General features: G+C 38.9%; 20 protein-coding genes. 10 read left to right on the top strand and 10 right to left on the bottom strand.

Features of this window, described 5'->3' with window-relative positions:
* Positions 1-17: 17 nt before the first annotated feature.
* From EV201_RS09420 to EV201_RS09405, 4 genes are all read right to left on the bottom strand, one after another.
* Positions 18-926 carry a thiamine pyrophosphate-dependent enzyme gene (locus tag EV201_RS09420; protein WP_130307325.1) on the bottom strand — a complete coding sequence of 303 codons (909 nt, stop codon included), beginning with the start codon at positions 924-926 and terminating at the stop codon, positions 18-20.
* Positions 919-2,109: a pyruvate ferredoxin oxidoreductase gene (locus EV201_RS09415; RefSeq protein WP_130307324.1), complete on the bottom strand. Its 1,191-nt coding sequence runs from the start codon at positions 2,107-2,109 to the stop codon at positions 919-921. The genes EV201_RS09420 and EV201_RS09415 overlap by 8 nt, the downstream gene beginning before the upstream one ends.
* 75 nt (positions 2,110-2,184) lie before the next feature.
* Positions 2,185-2,484: a 4Fe-4S binding protein gene (locus EV201_RS09410; protein ID WP_130307323.1), complete on the bottom strand. Its 300-nt coding sequence runs from the start codon at positions 2,482-2,484 to the stop codon at positions 2,185-2,187.
* A gap of 61 nt (positions 2,485-2,545) precedes the next feature.
* Positions 2,546-3,085 carry a 2-oxoacid:acceptor oxidoreductase family protein gene (locus tag EV201_RS09405; protein ID WP_130307322.1) on the bottom strand — a complete coding sequence of 180 codons (540 nt, stop codon included), beginning with the start codon at positions 3,083-3,085 and terminating at the stop codon, positions 2,546-2,548.
* Positions 3,086-3,292: 207 nt separating this feature from the next.
* Here EV201_RS09405 and EV201_RS09400 point away from each other — a divergent pair, with 207 nt between their 5' ends.
* The 4 genes from EV201_RS09400 (at position 3,293) to EV201_RS09385 (ending at position 7,530) form a co-directional block, all read left to right on the top strand.
* Positions 3,293-3,751 (top strand): Lrp/AsnC family transcriptional regulator, encoded by a 459-nt coding sequence (locus EV201_RS09400; protein WP_130307321.1) that lies wholly within the window; start codon positions 3,293-3,295, stop codon positions 3,749-3,751.
* 116 nt (positions 3,752-3,867) lie between these two features.
* Positions 3,868-4,134, top strand: coding sequence for a zinc ribbon domain-containing protein (locus tag EV201_RS09395; protein ID WP_130307320.1), 267 nt, complete (start codon positions 3,868-3,870; stop codon positions 4,132-4,134).
* 162 nt (positions 4,135-4,296) lie between these two features.
* Complete coding sequence (locus EV201_RS09390; RefSeq protein ID WP_130307319.1) at positions 4,297-5,226, top strand: magnesium transporter CorA family protein; 930 nt, start codon at positions 4,297-4,299, stop codon at positions 5,224-5,226.
* A gap of 114 nt (positions 5,227-5,340) precedes the next feature.
* The gene (locus tag EV201_RS09385) at positions 5,341-7,530 is read left to right on the top strand and encodes a B12-binding domain-containing radical SAM protein (RefSeq protein WP_130307318.1); all 2,190 of its coding nucleotides are present in this window, start codon (positions 5,341-5,343) and stop codon (positions 7,528-7,530) included.
* A gap of 75 nt (positions 7,531-7,605) precedes the next feature.
* On the opposite strand, the gene EV201_RS09380 is transcribed toward EV201_RS09385, so the two are convergent.
* Positions 7,606-8,238 (bottom strand): MarC family protein, encoded by a 633-nt coding sequence (locus EV201_RS09380; protein ID WP_130307317.1) that lies wholly within the window; start codon positions 8,236-8,238, stop codon positions 7,606-7,608.
* Between the two features lie 203 nt (positions 8,239-8,441).
* Here EV201_RS09380 and EV201_RS09375 point away from each other — a divergent pair, with 203 nt between their 5' ends.
* The 4 genes from EV201_RS09375 (at position 8,442) to EV201_RS09360 (ending at position 12,719) form a co-directional block, all read left to right on the top strand.
* Entirely contained in the window at positions 8,442-9,317 is an 876-nt protein-coding gene (locus EV201_RS09375; protein WP_165389626.1) for a DMT family transporter, read from the top strand.
* Between the two features lie 10 nt (positions 9,318-9,327).
* Positions 9,328-9,963, top strand: a complete 636-nt coding sequence (locus EV201_RS09370) for a lactate utilization protein (RefSeq protein ID WP_130307315.1) — start codon at positions 9,328-9,330, stop codon at positions 9,961-9,963.
* A gap of 217 nt (positions 9,964-10,180) precedes the next feature.
* The gene (locus EV201_RS09365) at positions 10,181-11,881 is read left to right on the top strand and encodes a patatin-like phospholipase family protein (RefSeq protein WP_130307314.1); all 1,701 of its coding nucleotides are present in this window, start codon (positions 10,181-10,183) and stop codon (positions 11,879-11,881) included.
* Between the two features lie 70 nt (positions 11,882-11,951).
* Positions 11,952-12,719 carry an NYN domain-containing protein gene (locus EV201_RS09360; protein ID WP_130307313.1) on the top strand — a complete coding sequence of 256 codons (768 nt, stop codon included), beginning with the start codon at positions 11,952-11,954 and terminating at the stop codon, positions 12,717-12,719.
* Positions 12,720-12,781: 62 nt separating this feature from the next.
* On the opposite strand, the gene EV201_RS09355 is transcribed toward EV201_RS09360, so the two are convergent.
* From EV201_RS09355 to EV201_RS09345, 3 genes are all read right to left on the bottom strand, one after another.
* The gene (locus EV201_RS09355) at positions 12,782-13,543 is read right to left on the bottom strand and encodes an acyl-CoA dehydratase activase (protein ID WP_130307312.1); all 762 of its coding nucleotides are present in this window, start codon (positions 13,541-13,543) and stop codon (positions 12,782-12,784) included.
* An 88-nt stretch (positions 13,544-13,631) separates the two neighbouring features.
* On the bottom strand, positions 13,632-14,906 hold the full coding sequence (locus tag EV201_RS09350) for a double-cubane-cluster-containing anaerobic reductase (RefSeq protein WP_207224426.1): 1,275 nt from the start codon (positions 14,904-14,906) through the stop codon (positions 13,632-13,634).
* 92 nt (positions 14,907-14,998) lie between these two features.
* Positions 14,999-15,859 carry a DUF6398 domain-containing protein gene (locus tag EV201_RS09345; RefSeq protein WP_130307310.1) on the bottom strand — a complete coding sequence of 287 codons (861 nt, stop codon included), beginning with the start codon at positions 15,857-15,859 and terminating at the stop codon, positions 14,999-15,001.
* 107 nt (positions 15,860-15,966) lie between these two features.
* On the opposite strand from EV201_RS09345, the gene EV201_RS09340 reads away from it, so the two are divergent.
* Positions 15,967-16,911, top strand: coding sequence for an NAD(P)-dependent oxidoreductase (locus EV201_RS09340; protein ID WP_130307309.1), 945 nt, complete (start codon positions 15,967-15,969; stop codon positions 16,909-16,911).
* A 12-nt stretch (positions 16,912-16,923) separates the two neighbouring features.
* Here the strand turns inward: EV201_RS09340 and EV201_RS09335 are convergent, their stop codons facing one another.
* Together EV201_RS09335 and EV201_RS09330 are read right to left on the bottom strand one after the other, a co-directional pair.
* On the bottom strand, positions 16,924-17,337 hold the full coding sequence (locus tag EV201_RS09335) for a DUF2752 domain-containing protein (RefSeq protein ID WP_130307308.1): 414 nt from the start codon (positions 17,335-17,337) through the stop codon (positions 16,924-16,926).
* Positions 17,330-17,683, bottom strand: coding sequence for a TM2 domain-containing protein (locus tag EV201_RS09330; protein WP_130307307.1), 354 nt, complete (start codon positions 17,681-17,683; stop codon positions 17,330-17,332). The genes EV201_RS09335 and EV201_RS09330 overlap by 8 nt, the downstream gene beginning before the upstream one ends.
* Positions 17,684-17,875: 192 nt before the next feature.
* On the opposite strand from EV201_RS09330, the gene EV201_RS09325 reads away from it, so the two are divergent.
* Positions 17,876-18,304 carry a globin domain-containing protein gene (locus EV201_RS09325; protein WP_130307306.1) on the top strand — a complete coding sequence of 143 codons (429 nt, stop codon included), beginning with the start codon at positions 17,876-17,878 and terminating at the stop codon, positions 18,302-18,304.
* The last annotated feature ends 2 nt before the right edge of the window (positions 18,305-18,306 follow it).

Genomic DNA, 18,306 nt, shown 5'->3' with positions numbered 1-18,306 from the left:
TAACCTTTAGACTTGATCTACAACCACTGCTTGCGCATGCGGGCCCATTTTCTGTCGCGATTATCAATCACGCATTGAATGTCCTCATCTGTCATGTGCTTGAATCGGCCTTGCTTTTTCAAATAGTCTTTTACTGGTGCAAATTCTTTAGGATTGCGATTTAATTTGTATTCGCCATCCTCAAATTCTGCTAAGAAAATCAAACCACAGTCTACGGCATCCTTAGCAATCTCAATAGAAGTTTCAGTAGGTGTTCCCCATCCTGTTGGACAAGAAGCGTACACATGAATAAAGGTGGCACCTTTGGTATGCTTGGCTTTGTTCACTTTGTTTAGGAAATCCTGAGGGTAACCAATACTCGCTGTTGCTGCATAAGCAATATCGTGAGCGGCAATAATCTCAAACAAATTCTTTTTGTGAGTCACTGTTCCCGGGATATTCTTTCCTGCAGGCGTTGTTGTGGTTTTAGTTCCGTAGGGCGTCAAACCACTTTTTTGAATACCCGTATTCATATAGGCTTCGTTATCGTAGCAGATATAAAGTACATCGTCGTTACGATCAATCATACCTGACAGGGCCTGAAACCCGATATCGGCTGTACCACCGTCACCGGCAAAGACAACGGTTTTCACATCTTTTTGTCCCAAAGCCTTAGCTCCGGCAGCAATTCCAGAGGCCATACTGGCTGCTCCGGGGAAAGTTGTGATTACGGCATTGGTATTGAATGCCATTTGAGGATAAATAAAACCTACTGCCGACATACATCCGGCTGGTAGGGCTGTATAGGTGCGCTCACCTAATACTTTAAGTGCCAATCGTACTGCCACACTTCCGCCACATCCGGCACAAGCTTTATGACCATAGAAAAATTCCTTCTCGGTCATGTTTTTCGCATTCACTTTTGGGATATCTACTAGATTAGTCATTGGTTTCTACGTTAAGGCTAAAAAATTCTACTTTTTCTTCACTCTTGTTCTCAATTCCGCTGAATAGCTTGTTGAACATCTCTTCGATATCAGCTTTTGTGATATCACGACCTCCTAATCCGCCTACAAAATTGCTCTTGTAAACATATTTGTCAATCTTAGAAATAGCTGAGTTCACATTGGTATAAACCGTTCCTTCGTAACCGAAAGAGATATCTTTATCGATCACACCCATTGCCTGAACACGACGTGCCAAATCTTTAACTTCAGCTTCGGGGAATGGACGCATGTAACGAATCTTTAACAACCCCACCTTCTTGCCTTCAGCTCGCATTTTGTCAACCACTACACGAACGGTTCCACAAACACTACCAAGAGCAACCAAAACAACCTCTGCATCTTCGCAACGGTATTCTTCAACCATACCATGGTATTCTCTACCAAATGTTTCAGCAAACTCCTGATCGACATCTTTAAGCACCTTTACAGCGTTAAACATCGCCTCATTTTGTTGATATTTGAATTCCGTATTGTCATCTGGCTTAGAGCTGAAACCTAAGTTCTTTGGCTCTTCGAATGACATTTTGTTAGGTGTTTGAAATGGAGGCAAAAATTTATCCACCATCTCCTGCTCAGGAATCTCAACCAATTCGTAAGTATGAGTCAGTATAAAACCATCCAAATTCACCATCATTGGTGTAAGGACGTCTTTGTGTTCAGCAATTTTGTAGGCCTGGATAATCATATCCAAAGCTTCCTGTGCATCTTCCACATAAACCTGAATCCATCCGCAATCCAATAGCGACAATGAATCGCGCTGATCGCCGTAGATACTCCATGGCAAAGCCACCGAACGGTTGGCATTCATCATCACCACCGGCCATCGACCACCAGAGCAGTAATGCAGACCTTCGGCCATATACAATAGCCCTTGCGATGAAGATGCGGTAAAGGTTCTGGCACCAACTGCGCTGGCACCCATTGTTGCTGAAATAGCAGAGTGTTCAGACTCTACGTGCATGTATTCGCCATCCATCTCACCAGCTTCTACCATTTCTGATAGGCGCTCAACGGTGATGGTTTGCGGGGTGATTGGGTAGGCAGCAACCACATGTGGACGCGATAATCGCACGCCCTGAGCAACAGCCTCATCACCAGATATGAATATTTTATTTGATTTCATTGTTTCAATTTTTTCAGTTGTCGGTTATGACTTGTTTTCACTTTAACCTTTATACTTATTCCTTTAACCTTCAACTTAAAGTTGTTCTTTTACCATCTCAATTGCATCCTTTGGGCATTCGTGTGCGCATACGCCACAGCCTTTGCAATAATCCATGTCGATTTTGATTTGTCCATTGTCTTTTATGATGGTGCCATCCGGACAAAGCAGGTAGCAACGAAGACAGTAAACACAAGCATCGTGATCGACTACGGGACGGAATGTTCGCCAGCCCGCATTGGTTTCAGGTAGGTAACCAGCCTTGTATTGAGGGCCGGTAGGGTAATCGTTTATATGTGTTGGGAATGTAAATTCCGTTTTTTTAGGTCTATCCATGATATTCAATTAAGAATTATGAATTAATAATTACGAATTGGTATTAACAAGAAACAGCAGCTTATGCCTTAATCGCTTCAAAGGCTCTTTCTACAATCTTTTCATTCAAAGCAGCTAGTTTTGGTTTCATCTCGGTGTGAATACTAGCGATTGCAGCTTCTTTGCTTACCAATCCTGATGCAGCAGCTAAGGCACCATACATGGCTGTATTGGTAATTGGTCTTCCTAAGATTTCCATAGCCATTGAAGTCGCATCAATACCAAGCACCTGAAAGTCTTTTAATTCTATGCGGTATTTTTCAATATTCTCAGTGTTAACCAGGATAGTTGCTCCAGGTCGAATTCCTTTTTCAAATCCCGGGGTGATTAATGTTTCATCCATAACCACCACGTAGTCGCTTTCCTGTACCTCGCTGCGATCATGAATTTTGCTGTCATCAATTTTAGTAAAGGCCAATACGGGAGCACCTCTACGCTCAGGTCCAAAGGATGGAAATGCCAAAGCATGCTTGCCTCCGTGAACACTAGCTGCAATTCCTAAAAGACGAGAAGCGGTAAAGCCACCTTGTCCTCCTCTTCCGTGCCATCTAATTTCTTTCATATGATATTGTTTGTGTTTTGATTTTGAATGTGACTTATTTAAACTGATAGTCAGGTTAAAAAGTCTTGTAAAATTACGATTAAGCCTAATTATTTACTAGGATATGCTTTGAATATAGAAAAATGATCTAGGGAAGTGTGGTTTTGAAAGAATTAATATCTTTGCAGAGCTTCGAAACGCTTGGTTTAATAGTAAAATATTCTTTTTATGGAAAATTTAGATCGTACTGACAGGAAAATATTAGAGCTTCTTCAGCAAGATTGTCGTATTACAATCAAGGAGTTAGCAGAAAAGCTTCATTTGAGTAATACGCCTGTTTACGAGAGGGTGAAAAAGTTGGAACGAAGTGGCATTATTAAAAATTATGTGGCCGTGCTCGATCCTGAGAAAATTGACCGAAGTATGGTTGTTTTTATCTCTGTTTCAATAACGAAACATACTCGCGATGTGGTTCAAAAGTTTGAAACCGAAGTCCTGGCTTTACCCGAGGTGATGGAATTTTATATTACTTCGGGGAATTTTGATGCCATGTTGAAAATCATGGTGAAGGATATGCATGCTTTTCATCATTTTATTCAGGAGAAGCTCTCAAAATTTGAATACATCACACGGTTCAACAGCACATTTGTGATTTCTTCGGCAGATAAGATTGGGTATGATTTATAATTGTGAAAAATGTTTTTCGAAACCGTAAGAAGGAGATGTTAATTGTCTAAAGCGATAGGATATTAAAGTCAGATATGTTTTTTAACTTGAAGTCGATTCATTATTAATTTATCACTATGGAAAAGAAATATAAAAATTGTCAGAGCTGTGGCATGCCACTGAAGAGAGATGAAAAAGGTGGTGGTACAAATAAGGATGGTAGTAAAAGCCACATGTATTGTTCCTATTGTTTTGAGCAAGGTGAATTTCTGAGCCCGGAGATTGATTCGGCAGAAAAAATGCAAGCCTTTTGTAAGGTGAAGCTTAAGGAGATGGGCTTTCCTGGTTTCATTGCTGGCTTTTTTACCAAGGGAATACCGAAGCTGGAGAGGTGGAAAGAATAAAGTTTCTAAAATTGGTGAATTGAATAATTCGATTACTTTTGCGTGCAATTAAAAATTAATAATGTCATGGACGAAGGCCCGTATCATAGTTGTATAAACATATTAACTGATCTGTAAGGAGCTAGTCGTGTTTCCTTATGGCTCATCTTATAAGGAAATATAATGATTAAAATTTTTAAATCATTTGGGGGTTATATCGAAATTCCCAAAGCTGAAAAAGGCTGTTGGATTAACGTCACACAGCCTACTTCTGACGAGGTTCAGCGACTCCACCACGAATTTCAGCTACCTGCTGATATTATTCAGGATATTTTAGATACGGACGAACGATCGCGTGTTGAATTCGACGATGATTGGTCTTTAGTGATTATGCGTGTTCCGGTCGAAAGTTCGAATAAGGGAACGCCATTTCACACCATCCCTCTGGGAATTTATGTGTCGCAGGATTTTACACTAACCTTGTGTTTGCAGAATAATGAGGTTTTGCCTATTGAGAAATCCTCACCTTTTAGAGAGCAGTATAGTGCTGTATCCGATGTGTATAATTTTATACTAAGACTTTTCCTTCGTTCCGGAAATATTTATCTGAAATATCTGAAACAAATCAATCAGCAGACAGCATTGATTGAACAGGATCTGGAGAAATCCATTAAGAACAGAGAACTGAATAAGCTTTTGAAAATGGAGAAGTGTTTGGTGTATTTTATTACATCGATAAAGGCCAACGAGATTGTTTTGGCTAAGCTTCGAAATTCAAAAAAAATCAGCAGTGAGATTAATCAGGATTTATTGGATGATGCTATTATCGAGAATAAGCAGGCTTTGGAGATGGCCCAAATTTATTCGGATATTCAGAGTGGGATGATGGATGCTTTTGCATCGGTTATATCGAATAATCTGAATGTAGTGATGAAACAGTTGACCCTAATTTCAATTATTCTGATGATTCCAACCTTGATAGCCAGTATATTTGGAATGAATGTTCCCAATTCGTTCGAAAATTCGTCTTGGGCAATGCCATCAATTATTGTGAGTTCCTTATTGTTATCCATTATAGGTGTCGTGGTGTTCCGAAAGCGTCAGTGGATATAGTGACGTAAAGGTTTATTGAGAGCAAGAATAAATAGAGTCAAATACAAGTGACTTTCTTTAGATCCTTGTAATTTTGTGGATACTTAAAGTCATCTGATTTAAACTCGTTCTATTGTGAAAGATATTTTTCTTGTAACACCACCCTTTACTCAGCTTAATACACCTTATCCGGCCACGGCCTATCTGAAAGGTTTTTTCAATACAAAAGGGATTTCATCTTTTCAGATGGATTTGGGCATTGAAGTGATCCTTGCTCTTTTTAAAAGAGAGAGTTTGCAGGATATTTTCGATTTTGCTTATGAGAACGAGACCATTGTATCAGAGAATGCTCAGCGTATTTATGCCCTTAAAGAAGATTATTTAAAGACCATAAATCCGATTATAGCTTTTGTTCAGGGTAAGAATCAGAGCTTCTCACGACAGATCTGCAGTCCCAATTTTTTGCCTCAGGCTTCTCGTTTCGATCAGGTGGATGATATGGAGACGGCTTTTGGTCTGATGGGCTTTCAGGATAAGGCCAAGCACTTGGCAACACTCTATCTCGAGGATATTTCTGATTTTATTATCGAATGCGTTGACGAGAATTTTGGTTTCAGTCGTTATGCCGAACGTTTGGGGCGTTCTGCTTCTAGTTTTGATGAATTGCACACTAAACTGCAGGAAGAACCGACTTATATCGATGAGATTTCCTTGAAAATTCTCGATCAGAAGTTGAAAGACATTCAGCCCAAATTGTTCTGTTTATCGGTGCCTTTTCCCGGGAATTTGTATTGTGCTTTCCGATGTGCCCAATTTGTAAAAGTAAACTATCCGGAGATTAAAATTGTGATGGGAGGTGGCTTTCCCAATACCGAATTGAGAAGTTTGACCGATGTCCGTGTTTTTGATTTTGTTGATTACATCACTCTTGATGATGGCGAATTACCTTTGGAACGACTTTGGCAGCATTTGCTTGATCCGACTGCAGAATGTGAATTGAAGCGTACTTTTATCTGTGAAAATGGAGAGGTGGTTTATGTGAACAACTCGTTACAAAAGGATTACAAACAAGACGATTTGGGGACGCCGGATTATTCCGATTTATTGCTTGATCAGTACATTTCGGTGATTGAAATTGCCAACCCAATGCACAGTCTTTGGAGCGATGGGCGATGGAATAAGTTGACCATGGCACATGGTTGTTATTGGGGCAAGTGTACATTTTGTGATGGTTCGCTGGATTATATCAAAACCTTTGATCCACTTTCAGCCGTTAGTCTGGTTGACAGAATGGAAGAGCTGATTGCCCAAACGGGCGAAACGGGTTTCCATTTTGTAGATGAGGCTGCACCACCAGCTTTAATGAAAGCTTTGGCTATTGAGATTATTAAGCGAAAGCTTAGTCTTACATGGTGGACCAATATCCGTTTTGAGAAAAGTTTCACCAGGGATATGTGCGAACTCTTGAAGGCTTCGGGTTGTATTGCAGTGTCAGGAGGTTTGGAAGTGGCTTCTGATCGCATGCTTGAGCTGATTAATAAGGGAACAACGGTGGAGCAAGTCGCTCGCGTCGCACATAATCTGACTGAGGCAGGTGTGATGGTTCATGCCTATTTGATGTATGGTTTTCCTACCCAAACCGTTCAGGAAACGGTGGATAGTCTTGAGATGGTTCGTCAATTATTCGAATTGGGTATTATTCAGTCGGCATTCTGGCATCAGTTTGCTCTGACAGCTCATAGTCCTATTGGATTGGCTCCTGAAAAATATGGTTTGAAACCCATTTATGAAGCGATTCGTTTTGCCAATAACGATATTCAGTTTAAAGACAAGACAGGAATCAAGCATGATAAATTTAGCTTTGGATTGAAGAAATCGCTGTATAACTACATGCATGATATTGGTTTCGATTTGCCTCTGCAGGAATGGTTTGATTTTAAGATTCCGAAAACAACCATTAAAAGAGGTTTTATTCGAAATTGCCTTCAGGTAGAAGAGGCTTTTATTACGAAACCCTCTGCCAAAATTATTTGGTTAGGTGGTTTCCCATTGGTTTCATCTTACACCAAAAGCAAGCGAGGAGTGACTCGCGAGATTTTTGAAATGACTTTTCATAGCAAAACAGAAACCATCGATGTGAGTATGGATAAGGAACAAGGGGAATGGTGGCTTGATCAGCTTGATCGATTGTCAATAAATGAGGAGGAGGTTTTCACCTTCGCAAGTTTAAAAGAAAGCTATGAGGAGCAGTTTGAAAATTTTGAATTGTTCTGGTACTCAAAACCGATTAATGTTCTCAGAGAAAACGGACTTTTGGTTTTGTAAATAATTGCCTTTATTAAAAAAATAAAAGCACGAATTCACGAATTTATGATAGAACTCGTTTATTCGTGTTTTTTGTTAAAAATTAGCCATTTTCAAAATACTAAGAACAGCCACAACAATCAGCTCAATTCCAATAGAAATCACGATGAAACCGATTATTCTCGAGAGGGCATTTATACCTGAAGCTCCCAGCATTCTAACAATATAATGAGACGATTTGAGGATGAGGTAGATAGTGAAAGCACTGGTGAAAACAGATCCAAGTATAACCAAGCAATCTGTCATGTTGCTGTATTCCTGGTTGTAGGTAATCAGTAAAGAAATTGTTCCGGGTCCCGCTAACATCGGTAATGCAAGTGGTGTTAATGAGATCTCCGATCGGGTGTGGATGTCATCCTTCACTCGCGTTTTTTTCATCCCTTTGTGTTCGGTAAATTTACCTGTAAGTAAAGCAAAACCCGATGAGGCAATAATTAATCCGCCTGCAATTTTCAAAGAATTCAGACTGATCCCAAAGAAGGATAAAATGTATTTTCCTGCAAAAAAAGAAAGTAGCAGAATGATGAGGACATTGAATGATGTCCAAAAGGCGATAAGAGCTCGTTCTTTTTTATTGTTGTTTTGTGTTAGCCCAACAAAGACAGGGACCGTTCCAAGAGGGTTCATAATGGAGAATAATGCTCCGAATGAGAAGATAAATAGTTCCATTTGTTTTTTATTCAAATCTATATAGACAGGGGGATGTGAGTGTTATCCTTATATTATGCTCTTGTTAATTTTGTGTGATATAATTGCACCGATCGGGGAATTCTTTAAGATTCGTTTTTAGACTATTTTGCGCATTTTTTATGAACGGCTTGCAAATCGAATGGAGAATCAAACTATATTGCAGAACCTTAAATATTCACACTATGATTTGGAAAAAGCCTTGGTTTCAGTTTTCTATCCTTTTGATTCTTGCCTTTGTATGGGGATCATCTTTTATTCTGATGAAAATTGGACTGAAGAGTTTTACAAACGACCAGGCAGCTGGTATTAGAATGTTGTTGGCATCATTGGTTTTATTGCCTTATTCTATCAAGAATCTGAAACACCTAAAGAAGAAGGATGTCAAGAGTTTATTGGTTGCCGGATTTATTGGTAGTTTTATTCCTGCTTTCTTGTTTACCAAGGCTCAAACTCAGATTGACAGTGCTTTGGCTGGGATGTTAAATTCGATGACACCCGTGTTCACTTTACTCGTTGGGGTGCTCTTTCATAGAACGAAATTTCAGGTCCTTCAAGTTTTGGGATTGGTTCTGGGTTTGTTGGGTGCCATAGGTTTGATTGCCTCGGGGAACGGTCTGGAGATAGGACATGTTAATTCCTATGCCTTATACATTGTGTTGGCGACTTGTTTCTATGCAATAAATATCAATGAAATTAAGGCAAGATTGTCTCATCTTTCCGGGATGCAGATTACGTCTCTGGCATTTTTCTTTACAGGACCAGCGGCTTTGTTTTACCTCTTAACAACTGACTTTGCGCCTGTTATTGAGAATCCAAATTGGCCAATTCACCTTTTAGCTTTGGCAGGTTTGGGTATTATCGGAACGGCTATAGCCATGATATTGATGAATAGTTTGATTCGTTATGCCTCGGCTGTTTATGCCTCGTCTGTGACCTATATCATTCCGATATTTGCTATTATGTGGGGGATACTTGACAATGAAAGGATTACGGCCTTTCATTTGATTTGTATGTTGATTATACTCCTGGGAGTTTATCTGATTAATAAAAAGAAGTAAGCCAGTTGTTATGAGTAAAGAAAACTTATCAAAGCTTTTAGTTCAACTTAAGAAGAATAATTTTGAGGTGTTTTTGGCTTCCGATCTCAGATCAGCCAAAGAAATTTTTGAAAAAGAGATTCTTGATAAGCTTGAGTTATCTACTGTTTCTTATGCTGATTCCATCACGATGAAATCGACAGGAGTTCTTGATCTACTTCGTGCGAAAACAGACATCGATTTTGTTGATACTTTTGATCCGGAAAATAGTTGGAGAGAGCAAATCAATCAGAGGAAAAAGGCTTTGACTGTCGATTTGTTTTTGACGGGAACCAATGCCATAACCGAAGCGGGGCAGTTGGTGAATTTAGACATGATAGGAAATCGGATTTCAGCTCTATCTTTTGGTCCCCGATATGTTGTTCTGTTTATCGGTAAAAATAAACTGGTTGCAGATTTGAATGAGGCTTTTAAGCGTATAAAAACAATTTCAGCACCCTTAAATGCGAAAAGACACCCCGATTTAAAACTTCCTTGTCAAATAACAGGGACCTGTCACGATTGTATGAATCCCCAACGCATCTGTAATTCATGGTCGATAATCGAAAAATCTTACCCCAGACACAGAATCAAAATTATATTAATTGATGAGGAAGTGGGCTATTAGATATCGTCTTTCCCTTTGAAATTACATTGCCTAAAATTCAGACCCTTATATCCTTTTTAAAAGAGTTTGACGGATTTCTTTTGTTATACAACGGCTCGTTTATTTAATTCATATTTAGAAGTCTATATTGTTCTTTTGAATTGTTTTTTGTGTTAAATTTAGTCTAACAAGAAAATAGCTGAATTGCCACTAAGAACCTTCCTAAAAAGTGACTGATATGGAAACTGAAAATACACACTCGAACTCAAGTATTAATCTATTCGAAAATATCGCTTTAACCTTTAGCGGCGGAGGCTATCGTGCATCTGCATTCAGCCTGGGTGTTTTGTCTTATCTTAATCGGGTACAGTTTAAAAACAAGCCCCTGTTGCAACACGTGAAAGGATTAAGCACCGTAAGCGGGGGAACTTTAATGGGGGGAACTTATGCCTATCATATGGCAAAAGGAACTCAATTTGAGGATTTCTATGCTGATTTTTATAAAGTTCTTGATGATGATAAACTTTTAAGCATAGCACTTGAGAAACTTGATTCGGATGAATTGTGGAAAGTTTCTCATAAGAGGCGTTCACTTATTAATGCCTTTGCTTTGGCCTATAAAGACTTATTAACTGACGAAAATTTTAAGTTTTTAAAAGAAAATCCTTCTCATCTGGAAGATATCTGTTTCAATGCTACAGATTTTTCTTTCGGATTGGCTTTCCGTTTTCAGACAACAGGCCGTTTTGGCAACTATCGTCTTTATAACTCGAACCTCAATTTACTTGCCGATGATATGAAGATTGCTGATGCCATTGCTTCGTCTTCATGTTTTCCTGTCGGTTTTGAACCTTTAGTTATGCCTGATGATTATGTGAGTGATCATGATTCGGAAGTCTATAAGGCGATTAAATCGGAGAAAGAGTTTGAAAAAGGTGTTGGTATTATGGATGGCGGTATTGTCGATAATCAAGGTATAGGGAGTATTATGAATGCTGATGTGCGCCGTGAACGGAAAGGCAATTCCTATGACCTGATTATGGTTTGCGATGTAGGGAGTTATTTTATGGAGCCCTGGGAGGCTTCAGAAATTGAGATGGATCGTATTGGCTGGTCGAAGAGTCCAAAACAATTGTTTAATCTTTTGGTTGAAAAACTGAAACTGAGCTGGTGGTTGTGGTTACCGATGCTCATTAGTACGGGCTTATTGATATTTGGTTATATGAATAAACCGAGTGTAGGCTTATTTATTGGAGGCGGTGCCATGGCTATGTTTGCCATCTTTGCAATTGCCCTAAAGTATTTTATTGGCAAAATGGAGGAAAAAGCGCTTCAGTTTTGGTTGATGGGAATGGTTCCCAAATTCATGAAAGACAAACTGGTTCGTTTTCAAAATCTGAAACTCCGTTTAATTCAGAGAATGTTTGAAGAACGAGGCACATCATCTTTAATCATGATTAGTGATATTTTCCTGAAACAAATCAGACGATTGAATTACGACTTGCTTTATAAGGATGAGAGTTTGAAGCACCGGAGGATTACCTCTCTGATTTATGAATTAACCAGAGAGCAATACAAGCAGGGGGATTCCGATGAGCTGCTTATTGATAAAAAGGATGTTGAAATAAATGAGCCGAGTGATCTGATTTATAATTCAGCCAAGATTGCTTCCGAAATGGATACCACACTTTGGTTTACCGATGAAGACAGAGATCTAGATCGACTTAAAAATTTAGTTGCTTGCGGGCAATATACAGCCTGTTATAACTTGTTGAAGTATTGCATTGATTTGAGGAACACTGAGGTTGATGTGGACAGAGAATTGCTTGATCAGATGATTCAGACTTTCCAACGTGACTGGAATACATTTATTAAAGATCCGTATTATCAACACGACTATTACCGGCAGGGTGCAAGGGAAATGAGAAATGTAGGATAGATGGAAGCGCCATTGAATAAAATTAAACGATGTAACGTCCTTAAAGAAAGTTTTAAAAATATAGAATACGATGAAGACTAAAAACGATTTAAAATTAGCCGTTATTATAGATGCCGATAATGTCCCGGCTCGCAATGTTACAAGCATGATGGAGGAAATTGCCAAATATGGCACCCCAACTTTCAAACGGATTTATGGCGATTGGACAAAACCCAATTTGGCCGGATGGAAATCGGTTCTTCTTGAAAATGCGATTACACCTATTCAGCAGTATGGTTATACTTCGGGTAAGAATGCAACCGATTCGGCTATGATTATTGACGCAATGGACATTTTATATACCGCTAAGGTTGATGGCTTTTGTATTGTTTCAAGCGATAGCGACTTTACTCGACTAGCAGTCAGGCTTAGAGAATCAGGCATGCAAGTTTTTGGCTTTGGCGAACAGAAAACGCCTATGCCTTTTATAGTTGCCTGTGATAAGTTTATTTATCTTGAAATTCTTAAAGGTTCGGGTAGCTCTGAGCCTTCAGTTGATGAGGTTGTGCCCAAGCCTGATCTTTCAAAGAAAAGTCCCATATACAAATTGGATAAAAAGGTGATTGCCTTATTTACATCAAGTATTAACGATATAGCCGATGAGGATGGCTGGGCATTTTTGGGTGATGTTGGAAACTTGTTGATAAAGAAAAGACCTGATTTCGATCCTCGAAATTATGGGTTTGATAAGCTAACCCCATTGATTAAATCTCTCAAAAAGCACTTTGATATTGATGAAAGAGAAACGGATAGAGCGACAATAAAACATGTGTATATCAGAGCGAAGAAAAAATCATAACTGATGGTAAAAGACCTGTATTTAAATATTAAATACAGGTTTTCTCTTTTTAGAAAGCGAGTTTAAAATAATACTGATTCGTACTGATTGGCTAATATGGCAGCGCCATGTGCTCCAATAAATTGAGGGTTTTTAGGAACAATAATCTGTTCGCCTAAAGCTTCCTGTAAGAGTTGTACCATACAACTGTTATTTGCAACCCCACCAGCAAACATGAGAGGGGTACTTATATTTTGGCGGCGGATCATGCCAATAGCACGTCTGCATACCGATTGATGAATTGCCAAAGCAATATCGCTTCTGTCGCATCCTTTGGCTAGCAATGAAGTCACTTCTGATTCGGCAAAAACAGCGCACATGCTATTGATTTCGATACCTTCTGTTCCTTTTTGAGCAGCTGCACCTAGAGTTTGTGCCTGATAGCCCAGAGTTATGGCCATCATTTCCAGAAATTTGCCTGTTCCGGCAGCGCACTTGTCATTCATCTCAAACTTGATGACTTTTCCCATTTCGTTTATAGAAATAACTTTGGTGTCTTGTCCTCCAATATCCAGTACACTTCTAACTCCGGGATACAATGCTGTGGCTCCGGCTCCATAGGCTTTAATTTCCGTTACTGTCGGGTAATCGAAGGCGACCTCCACAATGCCTCGTCCATAGCCAGTTGCCATAATTTTATCGAAGGAGACATCTGAGATTAATTCCTTGACCCTTTCGATGGGATTGTAGCCCGAATCTGCTTGTTTGCTATGAACGACTTGTCCATCTTCCAACACAATTAGTTCGATGCTTCGTGAGCCTATATCGATACCTGCTAATCTCATTGTTTCTTATTTATCTCCTGTTAAGATTCAAATGTAAAGAGTGAGAAACAAATCTGTTTCCCACTCTGGCATATTTTACAAGGGTATATTATTTAATAATTTCGACAAAGGCTTCTACACGAGTCGATAATTGTCCCATATCTTCCTGGCTGTAATCTGTTTCAAGTCGTAAAACAGAAATGTTTTGTTTTTCCAATTCCTTTTCAACAGAGAACGATTCCATGATGTAGGGTTGGCAGAACTGAAGACCATAATGAATCACGCCATCGGCATTGTATTGCTGACTCATTTCTTTGATGTGGTTAACACGCTCTTGATTTGGAGTGAATACGGCACAATCAATTTTAAGGTAACGATCAACAATGGCATTCATTAAGCCATCAAGATTATCAGCTGAATCATCTGTCAGGTTGCGCTGACCACGTTCGCCAATACATGATTCTTCACCAACGATAACAGCTCCTGTTGATTCGATAATCGAAGGCAATTTCCAATTAGGAATAGCCATTGGGCATCCTGAGATAAGTACACGAGGGGCTTTGGCCTTTTTGGCGCCTTTTGTTTCTTTAATTAGCAATTCAAGTTCATCACAAATAGCATTTACTTTTTCGGTGAAACGAATTGGATTATCAAGAAAAGCAATTTGATTGATCAATAGGGCATCCAAACCTGAGATAGGAGCAGGATCAGCTGCGCGAAGCATTGACAAACGTCTCAGAGCTTTGCGTTTTGCATTTACAGTCGCAATGCCTTGTTTTAAATCTTCTACGCTAATGCTCTTGCCGGTCATCTCTTCAAGTTTTTCAACAAAACTTTTAAATTCCTGCTTCAGCATATGTCTGGCCATTGGTGTTTTGGTCTGAGGAAGGTCCATTTGATAGAAGTTTGGAACCATTTCTTTGAATACTTCAAATGATTTCTTCTTTCCATCGCAGGTGTTTTCTCCTACAATCATATCAGAAACTTCCATATAGGGACAAACTTTTCCAAGCTTGAATCCAAAAAAGGATTTGATAAGTGAACACGTGTTGCGAGGAAGAACTTTTTCAACTTCTTCCTGAGCAAAATCAGCACCAGCACATAATCCTACTGCGGTACAACCAGCTGCTAATATGATTTCTTCAGGAACAAAAACACAAAAAGAACCAATAATCTTGCGACCAGCTTCTTGTTCTTCACGCAATTCCTGTATTCTAAGGCCATGAGCTTCACTCATTACAAAATCAAAATAAGACATCCCTTCAGGTCGATTTTCCTGTGACATAAAAATGGATTGGTATGCTTGTCCTAAGTTGTCTAATAGTGCGTTGTGATTGTCATGGTTCAAGCCAAGATCAGTCCACATTTGCGTGTAATCTGCCATAATATTATTGTTTTGATGATTGGCCGCAAAAGTAGAAAGCTTTCACTCTCATTCCTAACGATGTTCTCTATTTTTTAGAAATATAGAATTAGTCAATTCAGGCTGAAGTCAGGTGGGAAATTGTTATCATCGGATTCGAATTCATCATCCAAATCTTCTTCGTTGAAATCATCTAAAAGTTCTCCGGTCAGATCCATAACATGAGATGAAATACGAACCTCGAACCATTGCAGAAACTCCAGGAACGATCCTGTTGGAAAATCAGATTCGGGGTTAATGTATCGGGTGGCTTCAATTTTCCAGATCTCTTTGTATTTTAGGTGGAGTTCTTCTTCAATTGAAGATTTTAATTCGATATCATAAACCAAGTACACATTATAATCTTGTCGCATATTCGGATCAATCTGATCCAAATCGATTTGCGTCTCTACCCAATCCCAAAATTTTTCTTTAGGGATAATTCTGATGGCACTGTAATCAGTTTTGGGAATAACCGGGCAATCGGGACGGTTGATACTGCTTAAAATGGCTTCAACATCTTCTTCTGGAACACCAAATTTTTTAACAATTGCTTCTTTGATTTGATCCAATGGATCATCAGAAGAGGTTTGACTGATTTGATAGTCGGAACTGTAGGCTGAAATATGCAGTAAATCACGTAAATCCAGTGACTTTTTTCCTGTAGTTGTCGCACGAGTCCCGAAAAAGTAGTTCAGATCATTAACACTTATATGGGGAGAGGATGAGGATTGAAAAAGGAAATTGATACTGCCGACGGCATGAGCAATGCCAGCAGCCCAGATATTTTCCTTGCCTCTGGCAAGAGGATGGTCGGGGTGTTGCTCGAGTTCGTGGAGGACCCGATGGCAGATTTTTGCATAAGAAGGACTATTTAAGATTTCGTTACAGAAATCACTCAGCAATTCCTTTATAATTTCTATTTTTGAAGACATCAATTTCGCTTTAGATCTTATTAAATTTAAGCAATATTGATGACTATTCAATCTTAATGCAATCAATAAGATTAAAGTATTTTTACTTTCTCAAAATCAAATACAAAATGAAGATATCTATTTTAGAACCTATCGGAATTACGTCTTGCAAATATGCCCAGTTGAAGCAGGATTTTGAAGCCCTCGGGCATGAGCTGATATTCCACTCAGATCGAAATGAAAATGAGAATGAATTGATTAAGAGAGCTGAAAATGCAGAGGTCATTGTTGTGAGTAATATTCCTATCAGTGCCAACTTTATTGCCAGTTGCCCCAATTTGGCTATGATATCTGTTGCATTTACAGGAGTTGATCATATTGACATGCAGGCTTGTAATGACAGAGATATATTGGTGAGTAATGCAGCCGGATTCTCAACTGAATCGGTAGCTGAGTTAACTCTGGGAATGATTTTAGCTTTGTATAGAAAGATTGTAGGAGGTGATGCCATTACGCGTTTTGGAGGGAGTCGTGGCACATTTCTGGGAACGGAGTTGAATGGGAAATGTCTGGGAATAATAGGGGCAGGTGCTATAGGTTTACGTGTGGCTGAAATTGCAAAGGTGTTTAACTGTCGGGTATTGGCTTACAGTCGAACAGAGAAGCAGGTTGAAGGCATCGAGTTTGTTGACAAAGCCACTTTGTTGAAGGAGGCAGATATTGTTTCGCTGCACACCCCGCTTACCGATCAGACAAAAGGATTGATTGGAGATGATGAATTTAAAGCGATGAAGGATACTGCTATTTTAGTTAATACAGCACGAGGTCCGGTTGTCGATAGTCAGGCGCTTTGTGTGGCTCTTGAGGAAGGTCAGATTGCCGGAGCAGCTGTTGATGTTTATGAGAAGGAGCCACCTTTGGAAAAAGAACATGTGTTATTTTCAGCCCCAAATCTAATCATGTTACCTCATTTGGCTTTTGCAAGTCATGAGTCTTTCGATAAACGTATAGAAATTGTGATGGATAATATTAAGCTTTGGTTGGAGGGAAAACCTCGTAATATTATGAATTAACCTGAATACAACTTAGTGAATAGCTTTGTAGATATTCCAAATCCAAATACTTATAAATAAGAGGATAATCGGTATGATTATTCTCTTTTTTTTTAGTTGATTGTTGATGGTCAAATAAAAGTGGTGGAAGCCCTCTTTTTTACGAATCAAATCAGACACAACCCAAATTGAAGCAAAAATGAGAATAAAAAGCGAGCTGAATGAAAGAGGGTTGTATTGAAAGGCTTGAGAAAAGTTACCTCTGAAAATTTCGATAATCCCACTGGTTGAACCACATGCCGGACAAGGTATACCACTAAGGGTTTTAAACCAGCAAACAGTGATTACTTTTTCGCTTACATTAAGGTAAAAGAGGTTGTAGATAAGCCAGCTATAAGCAAGGATGGAAAGCAGGATAACGAGGCCATATAATCTCGTTCTAGGCATTATATTGCAATGCTTGTTGAAGTTTTTCGAAGTTAATCTGGCGTGTACGCTCCATAATGATAAACCAATCAACAATGATCCAAATAAATAACCCACCGCAGGTTAATAGTTTGATGATACCCAAACCAATGTCACCAATAAAAAAACGGTCGAATGAAAAGGGTGCGACAATATTTAAAAGAGAAAGAACAAGTGCAATGGTTGGATCTTTCAGGTTTAAGGTTTGCAAAATAATGAATTTGTCATCATCTAAATCCTGAATCATATTTTTGATTGTTGAGATCTGATAACTTTCAAAATACTTGGCATTTGTCATTAAGAAAAGATCAACTTTGCTTGTGTCCATATGTTATTTTTTTAACAAAAAAAAGATGTTTTGTTATTCGATTCGTCAAGCTTAAATTTATAAAAAAATAATCAGATTAAAAATCTTAGCTCGAAAATGCGAAATTAAGACTTGAAAGTATTTAATTTGTATTGCATTTTGAGAATTATAAAATCATAGCCATTGGAAAAAGGTTATAAAATGAGATTAAGCATGAAATTAGAGATAGCACCAGTTCCTTCGGGAGGAGGACGTCCGCAGGTTACTCCACCCGATGTGAAATTATTGACTTGTATTGGAGAAGAGGGTGTCCGAAAGATGGTGAGCGACCACTACGACCTTATGCGATCAAGCGAAATAGGAGGGATGTTTCCCCGATGGGATAAGGAGTTCGAAGCGGCTAAATTGCGTTCTTCCGATTTTTTTATTCAAGTTTTGGGTGGACCCGATTATTTCAATCAGAATCAGGGAAGCCCCATGTTGGTGAGTCGTCACGTTCACTTTAAAATTACAGCACAAGCTCGCGAAATTTGGTTAAATGCTTATAAAGAGATTTTACCTAAGCTTGATGCTCCGGAAGAAGTGCTTGTTTCTTTCTGGAATTATCTCAATATTTTTTCCATTTGGATGGTAAATTCATAAAT

The organism is Ancylomarina subtilis (assembly GCF_004217115.1).
In the GTDB taxonomy this organism is placed as follows: Bacteria; Bacteroidota; Bacteroidia; order Bacteroidales; family Marinifilaceae; genus Ancylomarina; species Ancylomarina subtilis.
The sequence above is the reverse complement of the archived record's forward strand: the minus strand, read 5'-3'. Positions and strand labels throughout refer to the sequence as shown.